The organism is Streptomyces sp. NPDC000348 (assembly GCF_042898795.1).
Lineage (GTDB): Bacteria > Actinomycetota > Actinomycetes > Streptomycetales > Streptomycetaceae > Streptomyces.
In genome coordinates this window covers 156309-173093 of record NZ_JBIAZD010000010.1, presented here as the reverse complement: position 1 = coordinate 173093, position 16785 = coordinate 156309, and the positions used below count along the sequence as shown (strand labels likewise).

Below are 16785 nucleotides of genomic sequence, written 5' to 3'. Positions count from 1 at the left end.
GATTCGGGGGTCAGCCCCCCTGCCCGGCCAGCAGCCGGTCCGCGATCTCCTCGACGCGTTCGCGCAGGCCCTCCTGGCTCCTGCCGCCGTCGAGGCGCTCACCGCCGATGACGTACGTCGGGGTGCCCGTCACCCCGATCGCCTTGCCCTCGGCCTGGTCCGCGTCCACGATCAGGATGTGCCGTCCGTCGATCAGCGCGGTGTCGAACTCCTCGGCGTCCAGACCGAGCTCCCGGGCGACCTCGACGAGGAAGGCCTCCCCCCGGCGGTCCAGCTCCTCGACCCGTCCCAGCACGGCCTCGACGTACGGCCACCCCTGCCCCTGCTCCAGCGCCTCCTCGGCGGCCTGGGCGGCGGCGAAGGCGTGCTTGTGCTTCTCCAGCGGGAAGTGCCGCAGCCGCAGCTCCAGGCGGTCGCCGTAGCGGGCCCGCAGGGCACGGAGGTCGTCGAGGGCGCTTCGGCAGTCCGGACACTGCAGCTCGCACCAGACGTCGAGGACGGGGGCGGCGGGACGGGCGGGGGAGGAGTCACTCATGGTCACAGTCTCCCAGCCGGACCGCCGACCACCCAATCGGATGCAGGACGCCCCGGAGCGGGCCCGGGGCCGGGGCCCGCCCTCCCGCCCGTCCGGCGCCGAGGGCCGGAGCGGGGCGCCCACCGGCACCTGCGGAGGAGCGCCGACCCGGAGATGTCCCTGATCTCCGGCCGGAGCATGGCCCGGCGGGACCCCGCAGGTGCAGGATGGAAGGGACGAAGCGCCACAACGACCCCGCCCGCCTTGGAGGACCGGATGATTGCCGAGACCGTCTGCTCCGCCGTCTCCGCGGCAGGCCTGGGCATCGCCGCGGTCGCGGCCTACCGCAAACGCTTCCTCGGGGCCGCCCGCATCGCCGCCTACTCGCTCGTGCCCCTCGGCCTGGTGATGACCGGCGTCGTCGACTGGCTGGCCGACACCGCCTTCAGCCCGACGGCCTGGGCCGGCTTCGGAGTGCTCGGCCTGTCCTGGCTGCTGTTCGCGACCACCCGCACCGTGGAGCGCCGGCGCGGCGGCACCCGTAAGGAGCGCAAGGCCGCGCGGGCCGCGGCACGACCCGGGGCGGTGGCGCCCGGGGCCTCCGCGCCCTCCCTGGGCCGGGGATCCCGCCCGGAGGCCCGACCCGCTCCCGCCTCCCGGGGTGAGGACGACTTCAGCGACATCGAGGCCATCCTCAAGAAGCACGGCATATGACGGTGCCGTACCGCGGGTGAATGCGTGCACGACCGGAAGGAAAGTCACAGGACGTCCCGTAGCGCCCGAAAGCGGTCACAACCCGAACCGTAGATCGCGGAATCGGTGATCAACACTCACGGAGCGAGTGTTGATCGCGTCGGGTGCTCCCGATGCGTCATCATCGCCGCGAGATGCTGGACACGACACAGAGCGATGCCGCGCCGCAGCAGGACGAGCCGCGTGGATGTCTCTTCGCCCTTTCCCAGCCACCGCTGATGATCTTCCTGGCGGTGATCGGGTGTCTGCTGCTCACGGCTGCCCTGCACGACCTGCTGTGGCTGTGAGCCGTACCCGCGGTACCCGGCGTCACCCGTCGGGACCGCGTCGGCACGGCGTCGAACGGCTGCTCCGCCGGCCCGGGCGGCCCCGGGCGGTCAGCCCGCCGCCTCCTTGCGCCGCGCCCGGTAGGCGGCCACGTGCAGGCGGTTGCCGCAGGTGCGGCTGTCGCAGTAGCGGCGCGAGCGGTTGCGGGAGAGATCGACGAAGGCGTGCCGGCAGTCCGGGGCCTCGCAGCGCCGCAGCCGCTCCTGCTCCCCGGCGACCACGAAGAACGCCAGCGCCATCCCGCAGTCGGCGGCCAGGTGGTCGGCCACGGAGGCGCCGGGCGCGAAGTAGTGCACGTGCCAGTCGTAGCCGTCGTGGTCGGTGAGCCGGGGCGTGGTGCCCGCGGCCGCGATCAGTTCGTTGATCAGCGTGGCGGCCGCACGGGCGTCCGGAGCGGCGAAGACCGCCGCGAACCGGCCGCGGATCTTGCGCACCGCGGCCAGGTCGAACTCCGTGAGCACCCCGACCTCGCTGACCTTGTGCTGCCGCACGAACTCCTCGAGGGCCGCGACGTCCGGCAGCCCCTCCGGTGCCGTGTCGTCCTCCGGCGCGGAGTTCACCAGATCCACCACGGTGTCGAGTGCGCACCGGGTGTCGTGGGTGATCAGCACAGTTCGCTCCCTGGCCTGGGGGTCGGGCGGGCGCCCGCCGATGCTGGCCGATGGTAGTGGCTCCGGCGTGCCCCGCACCTCCCCGCTCCGCACATGGCTTCGAATGCAACGCGCGAACACCGGCCGTCGTTCCCGATCACACGTTCGACCGGCAATGGCTCGGGATGCGCGCAGCGCAACGGCGCCGCCCGCGGAACCCCGCGGTGTCGGCGCCGTGGCGTGAGCCGTATGCGGCTGTCCGGGCCCGAGCCGTCTCCCCGAGTCGACGGCGCCGGGCGGCTTCGTGAGCCTCGCCTAGCTTTCCGCCAGGATGTGCGAGAGCTCCTGGTCGAGATCGAAGTGCCGGTGTTCCGTGCCGGGCGGCACGGCGGCGTCGGTGCGCTTCAGGAAGGACTCCAGGGCCCTTGCGGGGGCCTCGAGCAGGGCCTCCCCCTCCGGCGAGCTCAGGGCGATGCAGACGACGCCCTGACCGTGGCTGCGCGACGGCCAGACGCGGACGTCGCCGGTGCCCGTGGGGCGGTGAAGTCCCTCGGCGAGGAGGTCGCGGGCGAACACCCACTCGACGGTCTCCTCGGCTCCGGTGTGGAAGGTGGCGTGCACGGCGTAGGGGTCGGCCGTGTCGTACCGCAGGCCTGCGGGGACAGGCAGGGAGGACTCGCTCGACACAACGAGGCGCAGGTGCAGCTCGCAGCTGACCGTGGTGTTCATAAGCGCCAGGGCCTTTCGCTCAGTGTGCGCTCGGGGATTCGCACGTCGGCCAAATCGACATGCCACCTACGGTGCCGTTGTAAACCCCTCTGAGAGTTTTGCGTGGGTTTACGTAACCCTTCCGGCCGAGAGATCGTTCGCGCCCTGCGTCCATTCCGGTGATGTGTTTCGCTCGGGTAGTGTTCGGCTGTATGAACACGGGGAGTGACAAGGCTGGCGAGGCCGTGGTGGCGGCCCACGGGGTGATGGTGGACGAGAGCGGGAGCCGGGAGGAGCGGGGGCTCGGATCGCGCGCGCCGGAGTTCGTCAAGGCCCGCCGTGCGCTGCACTTCAGCTGGCAGGTCGGGGTCTTCATAGTCGGCCTCGCGGTCGTGGCGGCCGGCGCCGCGATGCTGGTGCTGCCCGGTCCGGGCTGGGTCGTGATCTTCGGTGGCATGGCGATCTGGGCGACCGAGTTCGTCTGGGCCCAGCTGGTGCTGCGCTGGACCAAGCGCAAGGTCACCGAGGCGGCCCAGCGGGCGCTGGACCCCAGGGTGCGGCGCCGGAACATCATCCTGACCTCGGTCGGCCTGGTGATCGTGGCCGCGCTGGCCGGGTTCTACCTGTGGAAGTTCGGCCTCGTGATGCCCTGGAAGATCGAGGAGCAGTGACGCGCGGCGGGGAGCGGCCGCACCGCTCCCCGCCGGTCACCGGCACACCCTGACATGGGGTAATGTTCTTCCTGCGTCCGGGCGATTAGCTCAGTGGGAGAGCGCTTCGTTCACACCGAAGAGGTCACTGGTTCGAACCCAGTATCGCCCACCGGATCATCAGGCGGCCCGGCTCACGAATCGTGAGCCGGGCCGCTTCGTCGTGTGCGGCCGGCGCGCGCGTTCACGGCGGAGCGCTACCGGGCGAGGGCCCCTCCCGCGTGTCCGAGACGTTCCGCTTCCGGTCGCCTTCATCCAACCGTAACCTTCCGCCGTGCTTGTTCCGGTCGACCCTGTCGCGTTCGGCCGGTCGACCGCAGGGCCTCCACCTGGGTGTTTGCGGCCGGGTGCGGCCCGGCGGGCGAGACGGCCGCCGCCGGTGCCGAGGGGCGCCGCCCATGAATTCCTGTCCGAATCATTGACGTGTCCGTAGGCCCTCCGTAACTTGTGCCAGCAAGCGCTTACTTGAAACGATTCATGAGGCGGAAGCGAACGTCGCCGGGAGGCTCGTATGCAGCAGGGTGGGAATGTGGAGAGGCGGACGATCCTCAAAGCGGCGGGGGCCTCGCTGGCCGTCGCGGGGCTGGGCGCCACGGCCACCGCCTGTGGCGGCGGCAGCGGTTCGGGAGACGGGGCGGTCACCCTCCGTTACGCCTGGTGGGGCGGCGAGCCGCGCACCATCGCCATCAAGAAGACGATCGCGCTCTTCGAGAAGAAGTTCCCGAAGATCAAGATCAAGCCCGAATTCACCGACTACGAGGCGTTCTGGGAGAAGTTCCAGACCCAGGCCTCCGGCGGGAATCCGCCGGACGTCTTCCAGAACGCGGTCGGCTTCCTGCGCAAGTACGACAAGCGCGGTGTCCTGCTGGACCTCAAGTCGCAGGCGGACGCCGGGAACCTGAGCCTGGAGAACTTCCGCAACGGCGTCCTGGCGAACGGTCAGGTCGACGGCAAGCAGATCGCCATCCCGGTCGGCGCCAACACCATGTCGCTCGTCATCGACCTCAAGGCCTTCGAGAAGGCGGGCGTGGAGGCGAAGTTCGGCTGGACCTGGGACGAGTACTTCGACGCGCTGCAGACGATCCAGGACAAGCTGAAGATCGCCGGTGACACCGGCTACTTCAGCATCATGTACCTCTACGACCTCTACCTGCGTCAGAACGGCAAGGCCTTCTTCACGGACACCGACCTCGGCTTCACCGAGGACGACCTGACGCAGTGGTGGGAGGACGGCTACAAGCGCGTGCGGTCCGGGCTCGTCGCCGACCCGAAGAAGGTCGAGCAGGTCAAGCCCAAGTCGGCGCTCTCCGCGGGCCTCGCGGCGTCCGAGTTCACCTGGGACAACTTCTCCATCCGCTACGAGGGCGAGGGCGAGTCGGACTACGGGCTCGCGCCGATCCCCACCACGGACGGCAAGGCCACCGGCCAGTACCTCGGCTCGCTGATGCTGAGCGGCTTCTCGGGGACCAAGCACCCCAAGGAGGTCGCCCAGTTCATCGACTTCATGGTCCACGACCCCGAGGTCGGCAAGATCATGGGCTACGACCGCGGCATCCTCGCCACCACCGAGCAGTACGAGGCGTTCACGCCCACCGACGACAACAACAAGGGCGTCAAGACGTACGAGGAAGAGGTGGCCGCGGCCGGCGTCCTCGGCAAGATCACTCCGCACCCGTCCGGCGCCGACGTCATCGAGGCGGCGTTCCTGCGCATCGGCGGCGAGGTGGCCCAGGGCAAGACCAAGCCGGCCGACGCCGCCAAGGCGTTGTTCAGCGAGGCCAAGGCCGCGTTCGCCGGCTGAGGGGACGTACCACCATGACGCTCGTCAAGGAAGCGCCCGTGCGCCCGGCCGGGAAGCGGCCCGCCGCTCCCGCGGCCGGGCGGCCCGGGCGGCGCCGCGAGACTCTCGCCGGCTATCTCTTCATGTCACCGTGGATCGCGGGGTTCCTGCTGCTCACGGCGGGGCCGATGATCGCGTCGCTGTACTACGCGTTCACCAGCTACAACCTGTTCACGCCGCCCCAGTGGGTGGGCCTGGACAACTTCACGACGATGTTCCAGGACCCGCGCTGGCAGAAGTCGGTGGAGGTCACGCTCAAGTACGTCGTCGTGGCGACACCGCTGAAGCTGCTGCTCGCGCTCGGCGTCGCGCTGCTGCTCGCGCAGAAGCGGCGCGGGCAGGGCCTGTACCGGGCCGCGTTCTACATGCCCTCGCTCATCGGTGCCAGTGTCTCCGTCGGCTTCGTGTGGCGTGCGCTGTTCTCCGACGACGCGGTCGTGGACCGGACGCAGAAGATCTTCGGTCTCGACGTGGGCGGCTGGATCGGCAACCCGGACTACGTCATCTACGCCCTGGTGGCCCTGAGCATCTGGCAGTTCGGCGCGCCCATGGTCATCTTCCTGGCCGGCCTCAAGCAGGTCCCGCAGGAGCTGTACGAGGCCGCCGAGATGGACGGTGCCGGACCGCTGCGCAGGTTCTGGAACGTCACGCTGCCGATGATCTCCCCGGTGCTGTTCTTCAACGTGCTGCTGGAGTCCATCCACGCGTTCCAGGTGTTCGGCTCCGCCTACGTCGTCTCCGACACCCGGTGCGGACCCGCCGACGCCACGCTCGTCTACACCTGTTACCTCTACCAGAAGGGCTTCAAGGAGGCCCAGATGGGCTTCGCCTCCGCGATGGCCTGGACGCTGGTGGTCGCGGTGGCGCTCGTGACGGCGGTCCTGTTCTGGTCGCAGAAGAAGTGGGTGCACTACGAGGAGGCCGCCAAGTGACCAGTGCCACCAGCCCTGCCCTGCCCACCGCGAACGAGCGGCGGCGCTTTGGATCGATCGCCTGGCACGTGGGCGCGCTCGCCGTCCTCGCGGTCGTCCTCTATCCCGTGATCTGGGTGGTCGGCGCCTCGTTCAAGCCGAGCAAGGACATCATCGCCAGCCTCGACCTGCTCCCCACCGAGCCGGTCTGGGCGAACTTCTCCGGGCTCGCCGACGGCATCTCCGGCATTCCCGTCAGCAGCTTCTTCTGGAACTCGCTGATGTACGCGGTCCTCGCCGTGGTCGGCGTCGTGCTGTCCAGCTCGCTGACCGCGTACGCCTTCGCCAAGATCCGGTTCGCCGGGCGGAACCTGCTCTTCACGCTGATGATCGGCACCCTGCTGCTGCCGTACCACGTGCTGCTCATCCCGCAGTACGTGCTCTTCCGCAACCTGGAGCTCACCGACACCCTGGTGCCGCTCGTCGCGGGCAAGTTCCTGGCCACGGAAGCCTTCTTCGTGTTCCTGATGGTGCAGTTCATGCGCGGACTGCCCAGGGAGCTGGACGAGGCCGCCAAGCTCGACGGCTGCGGGCACCTGCGCACCTACTGGTCGATCGTGCTGCCGCTGAGCCGGCCCGCGATCATCACCAGCGCGATCTTCACCTTCATCAACGCCTGGAACGACTTCATGGGGCCGTTGATCTACCTCAACACCCCCGAGAAGTACACCGTCTCGCTCGGCCTGATGATGTTCCGCGACCAGGAGGGCGTCTCCAACTACGGCAGCATGATCGCGATGTCGCTGGTGGCGCTGGTCCCGGTCATCGCCTTCTTCATGGCCTTCCAGCGGTACCTCATCGACGGCATGGCCACCTCCGGACTGAAGGGCTGAGGCGGTCACCATGGCGCAAGCACGCGTGAAGGCCCGCGCCCCGCGCAAGGGGCCGATGTCCGGCGAGCGCTTCGCCGTCTTCGCCGAGTGCCTGCTCACCGGCGTGTGGATCGCCGTGGCCTGCCTCGGGGTCGTCACCTACCCCGCGGCCTTCGCCGCCGGCGCCCGGCACCTGCGGCGTCGTACCACCCACCAGGGCGGTGGCCTGCGGGAGTTCGTCCTGGACTTCCGTGCGGCCGTGCGCGGCGGGTGGGCCGTCGGGCTCGCCGGGTGGGCGGTGGCCGGCGCGGTCCGGCTGGACGTCCTGGCCGTGCGGGCCGGACTCCCCGGCGGTCCGCTCGTCGGGGCGGTCGGCGTCCTCGCGCTGATCGGGGCCGCCGTGGCCCTGCTGCGGGCGGCGGCGGTCTGGACGCCCGGCGCGGCCTGGCGGGTGCTGCTCGCGGACGCCGGACGGCGGACCGTACTCGATCCCGCCGGCTCCTTCCTGGTCGTCTGCGGGCTGGCCGTCGTGGCCCTGTCCGCCGGGTTCGTCCCGCCGCTGGCGGTCCCCGTCCTGGGGGCCGTCGCGGCGGCGGCCGTGGCCGTGGAGGAGCGGTACCGGCACCGCTGACGGGCGGTGCCTCTTCCCGGGGCCGGCGCTTCGGCGCCGTGCCTCTGTCTGTCATGCCCTTGACATCACCTTGCAGTGCCGCAACGGAAAGGAAAGGCCATGTCCCCCATCCCCCGCAGATCCCTGCTCAAGGCGGCCGCCGTAGCCGGAGCCGCCGCCCAGTTCAGCTGGGCCCTGGGAACGCAGAACGCCGCCGCCGCGCCCCGCGCGGAAGCCGCCGGCGCCGACCCGGTCACCCTCGACTGGCTGGAGGACGGCGGCCTCGGCGCGGCCCCCGGCTCCACCGTCGGCGTGCCCTGGCCCAGGGGCGTCCACCAGGAGGACCAGACCTTCGCGCTGACCGACGCCGACGGCAGGTCCGTCCCCGTCCAGTCCTGGCCGATCGCCTACTGGCCCGACGGCTCCCTCAAGTGGACCGCGCACGCGGTGAGTTCGGGCTCCGGCAAGCTGACCTTGACCGCCGGGGCGCCCGCCGCGCCCGAGAAGAAGGTCACCGTCGACAGGCGCGGCGGCACCATCGACGTCTCGACCGGCGTCATCACCGCCAGGATCGGCACGTCCGGGGCCACCCTCGTCAAGTCGGTCACCCGCGGCTCCACCGAGATCGCCCGCGACGGCCGCCTCGTCCTCCTGCGCCAGCCCGAGTACGAGGACGGCGACCAGACGACGGTCAGGACCGAGCGCTTCGACGGAGCCGTCTCCGAGGTCACGGTCGAGCAGGAGGGCCCCGTCCGCGCGGTCGTCCGCATCGACGGCAAGCACCGCAAGGGCCACCGCGACCTGCTGCCCTTCTCCATCCGCCTCTACTTCTACGCCGGCGCCGACTCCTTCCGCATGGTGCACACCATCACCTACGACGGGAAGCAGGAGCCCGGCAAGGCGAGCGGCGACTTCATCCGGGGCCTCGGCGTCCGCTTCACCGTCCCCCTGCGCGACGAGACCTACGACCGTCACATCCGTCTCGGCGGCGAGGGCACCGGCCTGCTCCGCGAGGCCGTCAAGGGCATCACCGGACTGCGCCGCGACCCGGGAGCCGCCGTCCAGGCGGCCCAGTTCGCCGGCGAGAAGCTCCCCGACCCCGCCACCTGGGACCAGCGGGTCACCACCCGCCTGCAGTACATCCCCGAATGGGGCGACTACACCCTCTCCCAGCTCTCCGCCGACGGCTTCACCCTGCGCAAGCGCACCAAGAAGGGCTACGGCTGGATCGGCGCCGGCGGCGGCCGGCGCGCCTCCGGCTTCGGCTACGTCGGCGGCGTCAGCGGCGGCCTCTCCTTCGGCCTGCGCGACTTCTGGGAGAAGCACCCCGCCCAGCTCGACGTCCGCGACGCCCACACCGACGAGGCCGAGGTCACCCTCTGGCTCTGGTCGCCCGAGGCCCAGCCCATGGACCTGCGCTTCTACCACGACGGCATGGGCCAGGACACCTTCCCCGAACAGCTCGAGGGTCTCAACATCACCTACGAGGACTACGAGCCGGAGTTCGGCACCCCCTACGGCATCGCCCGCACCTCCGAACTCCTCTTCTGGGCCAACGCCTCCACCCCGAGCGCCGAGAAGCTCGCCGAACAGGTCGAGGCCGTCCGCGTCCTCCCGCAGCTCGCCGCCCCGCCCAGGCAGCTGATCCGTGCCGGGGTCTTCGGCAAGGGCCTGTTCGCCGAACCGGACCGCTCCACCCCGGCCAAGGCGAAGATCGAGGACCACCTCGACTTCCTCTTCACCTACTACAAGGACCAGGTGGAGCAGCGCCGCTGGTACGGCTTCTGGGACTACGGCGACATCATGCACACCTACGACACCGTGCGGCACCAGTGGCGGTACGACGTCGGCGGCTACGCCTGGGACAACTCCGAGCTCTCGCCCGACCTGTGGCTCTGGTACGCGTACCTGCGCTCCGGCCGCGCCGACATCTTCCGCTTCGCCGAGGCGATGACCCGCCACACCGGCGAGGTCGACGTCTACCACATCGGCGAGTGGGCCGGCCTCGGCACCCGGCACGGCGTCCAGCACTTCGCCGACAGCGCCAAGCAGCAGCGCATCGCCAACACCACCTACCGCCGCTACTACTACTTCCTCACCGCCGACGAACGCGTCGGCGACCTCATGCACGCCAACGTCGACTCCGACGAGACCTTCCTCGTCCTCGACCCCATCCGCAAGATCCGCACCGAGCCGTACACGCCGGACCGCAACGCCCTGTCGATCGGCTTCGGCACCGACTGGAGCGGACTGGTCTCCGCCTGGCTCACCGAGTGGGAACGCAAGGGCCCCAAGTGGGAGAAGGCCAGGGCCCGCGTGCTCTCCACCATGGAGACCATCGCCGCCCAGCCCAACGGCTTCGTCCAGGGCACCGGCCTGTACGACCTCGACACCGGGAGGTTCGCGATCGCGGAGGAGCCCGTGGTGGGCGTCTCCCACCTGTCGGCGGTCTTCGGCCTGGGCGAACTGTGCGCCGAACTCATCGACCTCGTCGACATGCCGAAGTTCAACGAGGCGTACTACGACTACTGCCGCTACTTCAACGCCAGCAAGACCGAACAGGCCGCGCGCTACGGCTCCCACTTCGGCAGCCTGATCCTCTTCCAGGGCCACTCCCGCCTCGACGCCTACGCCGCCGTGCGGACCGGCGACGAGAAACTCGCCAAGCGGGCCTGGGACAAGTTCTACAACTCCGACGGCTACAAGGAGTCGGCACCCTGGAAGACCGAGAAGGTGAGCGGCCCGACGGCGCTGGTCGCCGGCAGTGAGGCCACCTGGGTGTCCACCAACGACACCGCCCTCTACGGCCTCGCCGCCATCGAGAACCTGGCGCTGCTGGGGGACCGGATGCCGTAGGCACATCACGGGCGCGGACGGGAACACTGCGTCCATGGACTGGAACCATTACCGCTTCCGCAGTCTGTGGACCCTGTCCGCGCCCGCCCCGGTGGTCCACCGCGTCCTGGAGCGGATCGAGGACTACCCCCTGTGGTGGCCCCAGGTACGGGACGTCACCCGGCTCGACGACACCAGCGGGGTCGTCACGATCCGCTCCCTCCTGCCGTACGACCTGACCTCGACCCTGCGGGAGGGGCGGCGCGACCCGGAGACCGGGATCCTGGAGGTCGGCCTGTCCGGCGACATCGACGGCTGGGCCCGCTGGACCGTCACCCGCCTCGGGCCCCACGGCTGCCTCGCCCACTACGAGCAGGAGGTCCACGTCCGCAAGCCACTGCTGCGCCTGCTCGCCGTACCGGGACGGCCCGTCCTCCGCGCCAACCACGCCCTGATGATGCGGGCCGGCCGGCGGGGGCTGGCCGCCCACCTGGAAGCGGTTTGAAGGAAGCGTCCCCGGACCTGTATTGTTCAGTCCGTTCCCGGGCGATTAGCTCAGTGGGAGAGCGCTTCGTTCACACCGAAGAGGTCACTGGTTCGAACCCAGTATCGCCCACCGGGAAAGCCGGTCCGTCCCTGACGGACCGGCTTCTTCGCATCCCCGAAAAGGGTGACGCTCACGCCGCCGTCGGCAGATCCGGACGCAGCGGCCAGGCCGGGTCCACCACCTCCTCCGTGCCCGTGCGCGCGAACCACGCCTGCAGCCCCCGTGCCTGCGCCGCGTGCCACACCGCCTGCAGGGTGTGCAGCTCGCCGGGGGACAGCCGCTCCAGCCGGGACGCGAAGCGCCGCCCCACCGCCCGGGTCACCTCCAGCGCGGCCGCCGCGTCCGCCGCCGCGTCGTGCGCCCCTTCCAGCTCGACGCCGTAGTACGCGCACAGATCGGTCAGCGTGCGCCGGCCCTTGCGATAGCGGTCCAGGTGCTTGTCCAGCACCCACGGATCCAGCACCAGCAGCGGCGTCCGCTCCAGCCGGCGGCCCAGCGACGACGCGCGATGACGGCGCAACTCCCGGTCCAGCAGCGTCAGGTCGAACGGCGCGTTCATCACCACCAGGGGGCGGCCCACCCTGGCCTGCTCCGCCAGCGCCCCCGCGATCTCGTGCATCACCGGCGCCGGCCAGCGGCCGTTGCGCTGCAGATGCTCGTCCGTCAGTCCGTGCACCTCCGTCGCCGCGGCCGGCACCGGCACCCCCGGATTCACCAGCCAGCGGGTCACCCGCGGCCGGGCGCCCGGCGCGTCCTGCACGACGAGGGCGGCCGACACGATCCGGTCGGTCTCGACGTCCACACCCGTCGTCTCCGTGTCGAAAGCGGCCAACGGCCCTTCATACCAGCACGCCATGTTCCACAACCCCTCGTTCACCACCGGCAGTCGACGCACCGTCCGCTGCCCGAACCGGTGATACCCGGCCTGTTTGCGCCGTACGCCGGAAGGAGACAACAGGAGTACGGGTCCTCGCAGTTCAGCGACCCGCAGCGGGGAAACACTTGTTCTGGAAGGCTGTTGGCCATGGCCATCGCGCAGCCCGAACGGGGCGGGCTGCTGCCCGAGCGCACGCCACCCACTCGCGGCACTCTCGCCACCACCGCCTGCATGGAGACCCTGCAGGTCGGTTATCTGCACGCCGTGGCGGCCGCCGCGGGCTGCTCACTGTCCCAGCCGTTCCCGGACAACGGCATCGACTGGCACGTCAGCCACAGCGCCGCCGGTCACGTCGTCGACGACGAGGTCACCATCAAGGTGCAGCTCAAGGCGACGTACCAGGTCGCCCCCGACCCGCCGGGCCGCTCCTTCTCCTTCACCCTCGACAACGCGCACCTGGAGAAGCTCGCCCGCACCCCGGTCTCGGTCCACAAGATCCTGGTCGTGATGATCGTGCCGCGCGTCCGGGACGACTGGCTGCGCGCCGGCCACGACCGGCTCGACCTGCGGCACTGCTGCTACTGGACCAACCTCGCCGGACACCCGGTCACCGGCCGGCGCCGCACCACCGTACGGATCCCCACCTCACGCATCTTCGACGACCGGGCGCTGTGCGAGATCATGACGCGGGTCGGGACGGGAGGAAAACCGTGACGCACCGCCCGACCGGGGAGCCCCTGAGGCCCGTACGCCCGCATCCGGCCGACGCCGCCCACGACGGCCGGCCGCCCGAGGCCGCCGACGTCGACCCCGCCGTGCTCACCGCCCTCCTGCACCGGCACGGCTGGCAGCGGCGCGGCGGCGCCGCCGGACGCTACGGCCGCTGGACCCCGCCCGGACCGGGCACCGGCACCAGCCTGCTGGTACCGGCCGCCCGGGACTTCCCCGACAGCGAGGACCTGCTCGCCGAGGCGCTGCTCGCCCTGTCCCGCAGCGCCACGCCCTCCGCCCGCGAGATCCTGCTCGCCCTCGCCGTGCCCAGCGACGAGATCCGCTGGTGGCGCGACACCCCGGCCGGACCCGGCGGCGCCGCCGCCTGGACCGCGGAGGAACGGCTGCGCTCCGCCGCCCGCCGGACCCTCCTCGCCGCCGCGCTCGCCACCCGGGCGCGAGCCGGCTTCCACGGCGCCCGGCACCGCCGCCAGGCCGCCGCAGCCCTGGACACCGTCCTCGTCGGACCCGCACCCGGCGGGCGCCGGCTGACCGCGTTCGCCCCCGTCACCACCGGCCGCTCCCTCGCCGTACGCCTCCACCACGCCCTGTGCGCCACCCGTGAGGCCATCGACCACCGCCGCGCCACCGGCGGCATGGACGCCTTCGACACCGCGGTCACGGCCGGCGTCAGCCATGAGCTCACCGAGGCCCTCGTCGCCCTGGTCCGGGGCACCCAGGGCGCCCGGATCGCCGTGGCCTGGGCCCCGGCGGCCGGTGTGCCCGCGGGCTGCGCCGCCGCGGAACCCGTCGGGTTCTCACCCGGCGACCTGCCCGTCCTGCGCGAGGCCGGCCTGCGCTACCGGCGCGCGGAGCCGTCCGTCACGGTGCGGATCACCGGCGCGGTCGTGCGGATGCACCGGTCCGGGCCCCGCGACGAGGGCACGGTCCGGCTGCGGGTGCTCGCCGGCGCGGAGGTCGGCCACGTCCGGATCACGCTCGGTGAGGAGGACTACCGCATCGCCGGACACGCCCACCTCGTCGGCCTGCCCGTGCGGGTGTGCGGGCGGCTGGAGAGCAGGGGCGGCTTCCGCCGGCTCACCGATGTCCGGGAGGTGGCGCCGGTGCAGGTCGACGAGGCCGAGCGGGACCGGCTGCTCAAGGCACTCCAGGCGAACGCCGAGACCGCGGCCTTCTTCGGTGAGGCCTGCGGACCGGACTGCGGGGACTGATTTCGCGGTCGGCGGGCCCGGGTCGGTACGATCGCACCCATGCGTGCGCTCCGGTACGGCGCCGCGACCCCAGCCTTCAGTCAGGAGAGACCGGTGTCAGACGTCCGTGTGATCATCCAGCGCGATTCCGAGCGGGAAGAACGCGTGGTGACGACGGGCACCACGGCCGCCGAGCTCTTCGCCGGCGAGCGCTCGGTCATCGCCGCGCGCGTGGCCGGCGAGCTCAAGGACCTCTCCTACGAGGTCGGGGACGGCGAGACCGTCGAGGGCGTGGAGATCTCCTCCGAGGACGGCCTGAACATCCTGCGCCACTCCACCGCGCACGTCATGGCCCAGGCCGTGCAGGAGCTGTTCCCCGAGGCCAAGCTGGGCATCGGCCCGCCGGTGCGGGACGGCTTCTACTACGACTTCGACGTGGAGAAGCCGTTCACGCCCGAGGACCTCAAGGCCATCGAGAAGAAGATGCAGGAGATCCAGAAGCGCGGCCAGCGTTTCTCCCGCCGCGTGGTGTCCGACGCGGCCGCCCGCGAGGAGCTCGCCGACGAGCCGTACAAGCTGGAGCTGATCGGACTCAAGGGCTCGGCCTCCAGCGACGACGGCGCGGACGTCGAGGTCGGCGCCGGCGAGCTGACGATCTACGACAACCTGGACGCCAAGACCGGTGACCTGTGCTGGAAGGACCTCTGCCGGGGCCCCCACCTGCCCACCACCCGGAACATCCCGGCCTTCAAGCTGATGCGCAACGCGGCCGCCTACTGGCGCGGCAGCGAGAAGAACCCGATGCTCCAGCGCATCTACGGCACCGCCTGGCCGTCCAAGGACGAGCTGAAGGCGCACCTGGAGTTCCTCGCCGAGGCCGAGAAGCGCGACCACCGCAAGCTCGGCTCCGAGCTGGACCTGTTCTCCATCCCGGAGCAGATCGGCTCCGGCCTCGCCGTCTTCCACCCCAAGGGCGGCATCATCCGCCGGGTCATGGAGGACTACTCGCGCCGCCGCCACGAGGAGGAGGGCTACGAGTTCGTCTACACCCCGCACGCGACGAAGGGGAAGCTCTTCGAGACCTCGGGCCACCTGGACTGGTACGCCGACGGCATGTACCCGCCCATGCAGCTCGACGAGGGCGTGGACTACTACCTCAAGCCCATGAACTGCCCGATGCACAACCTGATCTTCGACGCGCGCGGCCGGTCCTACCGTGAACTGCCGCTGCGCCTGTTCGAGTTCGGCACCGTGTACCGGTACGAGAAGTCGGGCGTCGTGCACGGCCTGACCCGGGCCCGCGGCTTCACCCAGGACGACGCGCACATCTACTGCACCCGCGAGCAGATGTCGGAGGAGCTCGACAAGACGCTCACCTTCGTCCTGAACCTGCTGCGCGACTACGGTCTGACCGACTTCTACCTGGAGCTGTCCACCAAGGACCCGGAGAAGTTCGTCGGCTCCGACGAGGCCTGGGAGGAGGCCACCGAGACGCTGCGCCAGGTCGCCGAGAAGCAGGGCCTGCCCCTGGTCCCGGACCCGGGCGGCGCCGCCTTCTACGGCCCGAAGATCTCCGTCCAGGCCAAGGACGCCATCGGCCGCACCTGGCAGATGTCGACCATCCAGCTCGACTTCAACCTGCCGGAGCGCTTCGACCTGGAGTACACCGCCGCGGACGGCTCCAAGACCCGCCCGGTCATGATCCACCGCGCGCTGTTCGGCTCGATCGAGCGGTTCTTCGCCGTGCTCCTGGAGCACTACGCGGGCGCGTTCCCGGCGTGGCTCGCCCCGGTCCAGGCGATCGGCATCCCGATCGGCGACGCGCACGTCGATTACCTGGAGAAGTTCGCGGACACGGCCCGCAGGCAGGGGCTGCGCGTCGAGGTCGACTCCTCCTCGGACCGGATGCAGAAGAAGATCAGGAACGCCCAGAAGCAGAAGGTGCCCTTCATGGTCATCGCGGGCGACGAGGACATGGCGAACGGCGCGGTCTCCTTCCGCTACCGCGACGGCTCGCAGGAGAACGGCATCCCCGTCGACGAGGCCATCGCCAAGATCGCGAAGGTCGTCGAGGAGCGGACGCAGGTCTGACCGCGCGGATGACCGCGAGGCCCCCGGGAGCGATCCCGGGGGCCTTCTCCGCGCTCCTCCGGCGACGCCATATGCTGCACGCATGACGAGTGAGCCGGAGCAGCAGTGGGGAGTGGGCACGCAGGACGCGTTCCAGCGTCTGTGGACGCCCCACCGGATGGCGTACATCCAGGGCGAGAACAAGCCGAGCGGCCCGGGCGCCGACGACGGCTGTCCCTTCTGCTCCATCCCGGCCAAGTCCGACGAGGACGGGCTGATCCTGCGGCGCGGCGAGCGGGTCTACACGGTGCTCAACCTCTACCCGTACACGGGCGGCCATCTGATGACCGTGCCGTACCGGCACGTGGCCGACTACACGGACCTCACCGCGCAGGAGACGGCGGAGCTCGCCGAGCTCACCAAGCAGGCGATGACGGCACTGCGCACGGCGTCGGGCGCGCACGGCTTCAACATCGGCATGAACCAGGGCACGGTCGCGGGCGCGGGCATCGCCGCGCACCTGCACCAGCACGTCGTGCCGCGCTGGGGCGGCGACACGAACTTCATGCCGGTGGTCGGCCACACGAAGGTGCTGCCGCAGCTGCTGGCCGACACCCGGAAGATGCTCGCGGAGGCGTGGCCGACGGCGTGAGTCCGGTGGGCCCGCCGCCCGTACCCGGTACGGGCGGCGGACCCACC

At 70.8% G+C, this 16785-nt stretch carries 17 protein-coding genes and 2 tRNA genes; 15 read left to right on the top strand and 4 right to left on the bottom strand.

The features are described from left to right. Positions 1-10: 10 nt before the first annotated feature. Positions 11-535 (bottom strand): DsbA family protein, encoded by a 525-nt coding sequence (locus tag ACFY3N_RS21190; RefSeq protein WP_390818234.1) that lies wholly within the window; start codon positions 533-535, stop codon positions 11-13. Between the two features lie 255 nt (positions 536-790). Here ACFY3N_RS21190 and ACFY3N_RS21185 point away from each other — a divergent pair, with 255 nt between their 5' ends. Then, complete coding sequence (locus ACFY3N_RS21185; protein WP_390818233.1) at positions 791-1228, top strand: hypothetical protein; 438 nt, start codon at positions 791-793, stop codon at positions 1226-1228. Between the two features lie 152 nt (positions 1229-1380). Further along, a complete protein-coding gene (locus ACFY3N_RS21180; protein WP_371237426.1) occupies positions 1381-1554 on the top strand; it encodes a hypothetical protein in 174 nt (57 codons plus the stop codon). A 90-nt stretch (positions 1555-1644) separates the two neighbouring features. Here ACFY3N_RS21180 and ACFY3N_RS21175 read toward each other — a convergent pair whose 3' ends face one another. Both ACFY3N_RS21175 and ACFY3N_RS21170 read right to left on the bottom strand, forming a co-directional pair. Next, on the bottom strand, positions 1645-2205 hold the full coding sequence (locus tag ACFY3N_RS21175; protein WP_390818232.1) for a CGNR zinc finger domain-containing protein: 561 nt from the start codon (positions 2203-2205) through the stop codon (positions 1645-1647). 294 nt (positions 2206-2499) lie between these two features. Further along, on the bottom strand, positions 2500-2913 hold the full coding sequence (locus tag ACFY3N_RS21170) for an SsgA family sporulation/cell division regulator (protein ID WP_004002642.1): 414 nt from the start codon (positions 2911-2913) through the stop codon (positions 2500-2502). 191 nt (positions 2914-3104) lie between these two features. Between ACFY3N_RS21170 and ACFY3N_RS21165 the strand changes: the two genes are divergently transcribed. The 9 genes from ACFY3N_RS21165 to ACFY3N_RS21125 all read left to right on the top strand — a co-directional run bounded on the left by ACFY3N_RS21165 (position 3105) and on the right by ACFY3N_RS21125 (position 11286). Continuing rightward, positions 3105-3563 (top strand): TIGR02611 family protein, encoded by a 459-nt coding sequence (locus ACFY3N_RS21165; protein WP_390818231.1) that lies wholly within the window; start codon positions 3105-3107, stop codon positions 3561-3563. A 79-nt stretch (positions 3564-3642) separates the two neighbouring features. Beyond that, positions 3643-3714 (top strand) — tRNA-Val (locus tag ACFY3N_RS21160). 399 nt (positions 3715-4113) lie between these two features. Next, entirely contained in the window at positions 4114-5403 is a 1290-nt protein-coding gene (locus ACFY3N_RS21155; protein WP_390818230.1) for an ABC transporter substrate-binding protein, read from the top strand. 14 nt (positions 5404-5417) lie between these two features. After that, on the top strand, positions 5418-6374 hold the full coding sequence (locus ACFY3N_RS21150; protein ID WP_390818229.1) for a carbohydrate ABC transporter permease: 957 nt from the start codon (positions 5418-5420) through the stop codon (positions 6372-6374). Continuing rightward, on the top strand, positions 6371-7246 hold the full coding sequence (locus ACFY3N_RS21145; RefSeq protein WP_390818228.1) for a carbohydrate ABC transporter permease: 876 nt from the start codon (positions 6371-6373) through the stop codon (positions 7244-7246). Before ACFY3N_RS21150 ends, ACFY3N_RS21145 begins: the two co-directional genes overlap by 4 nt. 10 nt (positions 7247-7256) lie before the next feature. Further along, positions 7257-7856, top strand: coding sequence for a hypothetical protein (locus ACFY3N_RS21140; RefSeq protein WP_390818227.1), 600 nt, complete (start codon positions 7257-7259; stop codon positions 7854-7856). 99 nt (positions 7857-7955) lie between these two features. Further along, positions 7956-10691, top strand: a complete 2736-nt coding sequence (locus ACFY3N_RS21135) for a Tat pathway signal sequence domain protein (RefSeq protein WP_390818226.1) — start codon at positions 7956-7958, stop codon at positions 10689-10691. A gap of 34 nt (positions 10692-10725) precedes the next feature. After that, positions 10726-11175 (top strand): SRPBCC family protein, encoded by a 450-nt coding sequence (locus ACFY3N_RS21130; protein WP_390818225.1) that lies wholly within the window; start codon positions 10726-10728, stop codon positions 11173-11175. Positions 11176-11214: 39 nt separating this feature from the next. Beyond that, a tRNA-Val gene (locus ACFY3N_RS21125) sits at positions 11215-11286 on the top strand. Positions 11287-11347: 61 nt separating this feature from the next. On the opposite strand, the gene ACFY3N_RS21120 is transcribed toward ACFY3N_RS21125, so the two are convergent. Further along, the gene (locus tag ACFY3N_RS21120; protein WP_390818329.1) at positions 11348-12073 is read right to left on the bottom strand and encodes a 3'-5' exonuclease; all 726 of its coding nucleotides are present in this window, start codon (positions 12071-12073) and stop codon (positions 11348-11350) included. A 168-nt stretch (positions 12074-12241) separates the two neighbouring features. Between ACFY3N_RS21120 and ACFY3N_RS21115 the strand changes: the two genes are divergently transcribed. From ACFY3N_RS21115 to ACFY3N_RS21100, 4 genes are all read left to right on the top strand, one after another. Further along, positions 12242-12808 carry a DUF4365 domain-containing protein gene (locus ACFY3N_RS21115; protein ID WP_390818224.1) on the top strand — a complete coding sequence of 189 codons (567 nt, stop codon included), beginning with the start codon at positions 12242-12244 and terminating at the stop codon, positions 12806-12808. After that, positions 12805-14037 carry a hypothetical protein gene (locus tag ACFY3N_RS21110; protein ID WP_390818223.1) on the top strand — a complete coding sequence of 411 codons (1233 nt, stop codon included), beginning with the start codon at positions 12805-12807 and terminating at the stop codon, positions 14035-14037. The genes ACFY3N_RS21115 and ACFY3N_RS21110 overlap by 4 nt, the downstream gene beginning before the upstream one ends. A gap of 93 nt (positions 14038-14130) precedes the next feature. Then, positions 14131-16107, top strand: coding sequence for a threonine--tRNA ligase (gene thrS, locus ACFY3N_RS21105; protein WP_390818222.1), 1977 nt, complete (start codon positions 14131-14133; stop codon positions 16105-16107). 82 nt (positions 16108-16189) lie between these two features. Beyond that, positions 16190-16738 (top strand): HIT family protein, encoded by a 549-nt coding sequence (locus ACFY3N_RS21100; protein ID WP_390818221.1) that lies wholly within the window; start codon positions 16190-16192, stop codon positions 16736-16738. Positions 16739-16785: the final 47 nt, after the last annotated feature.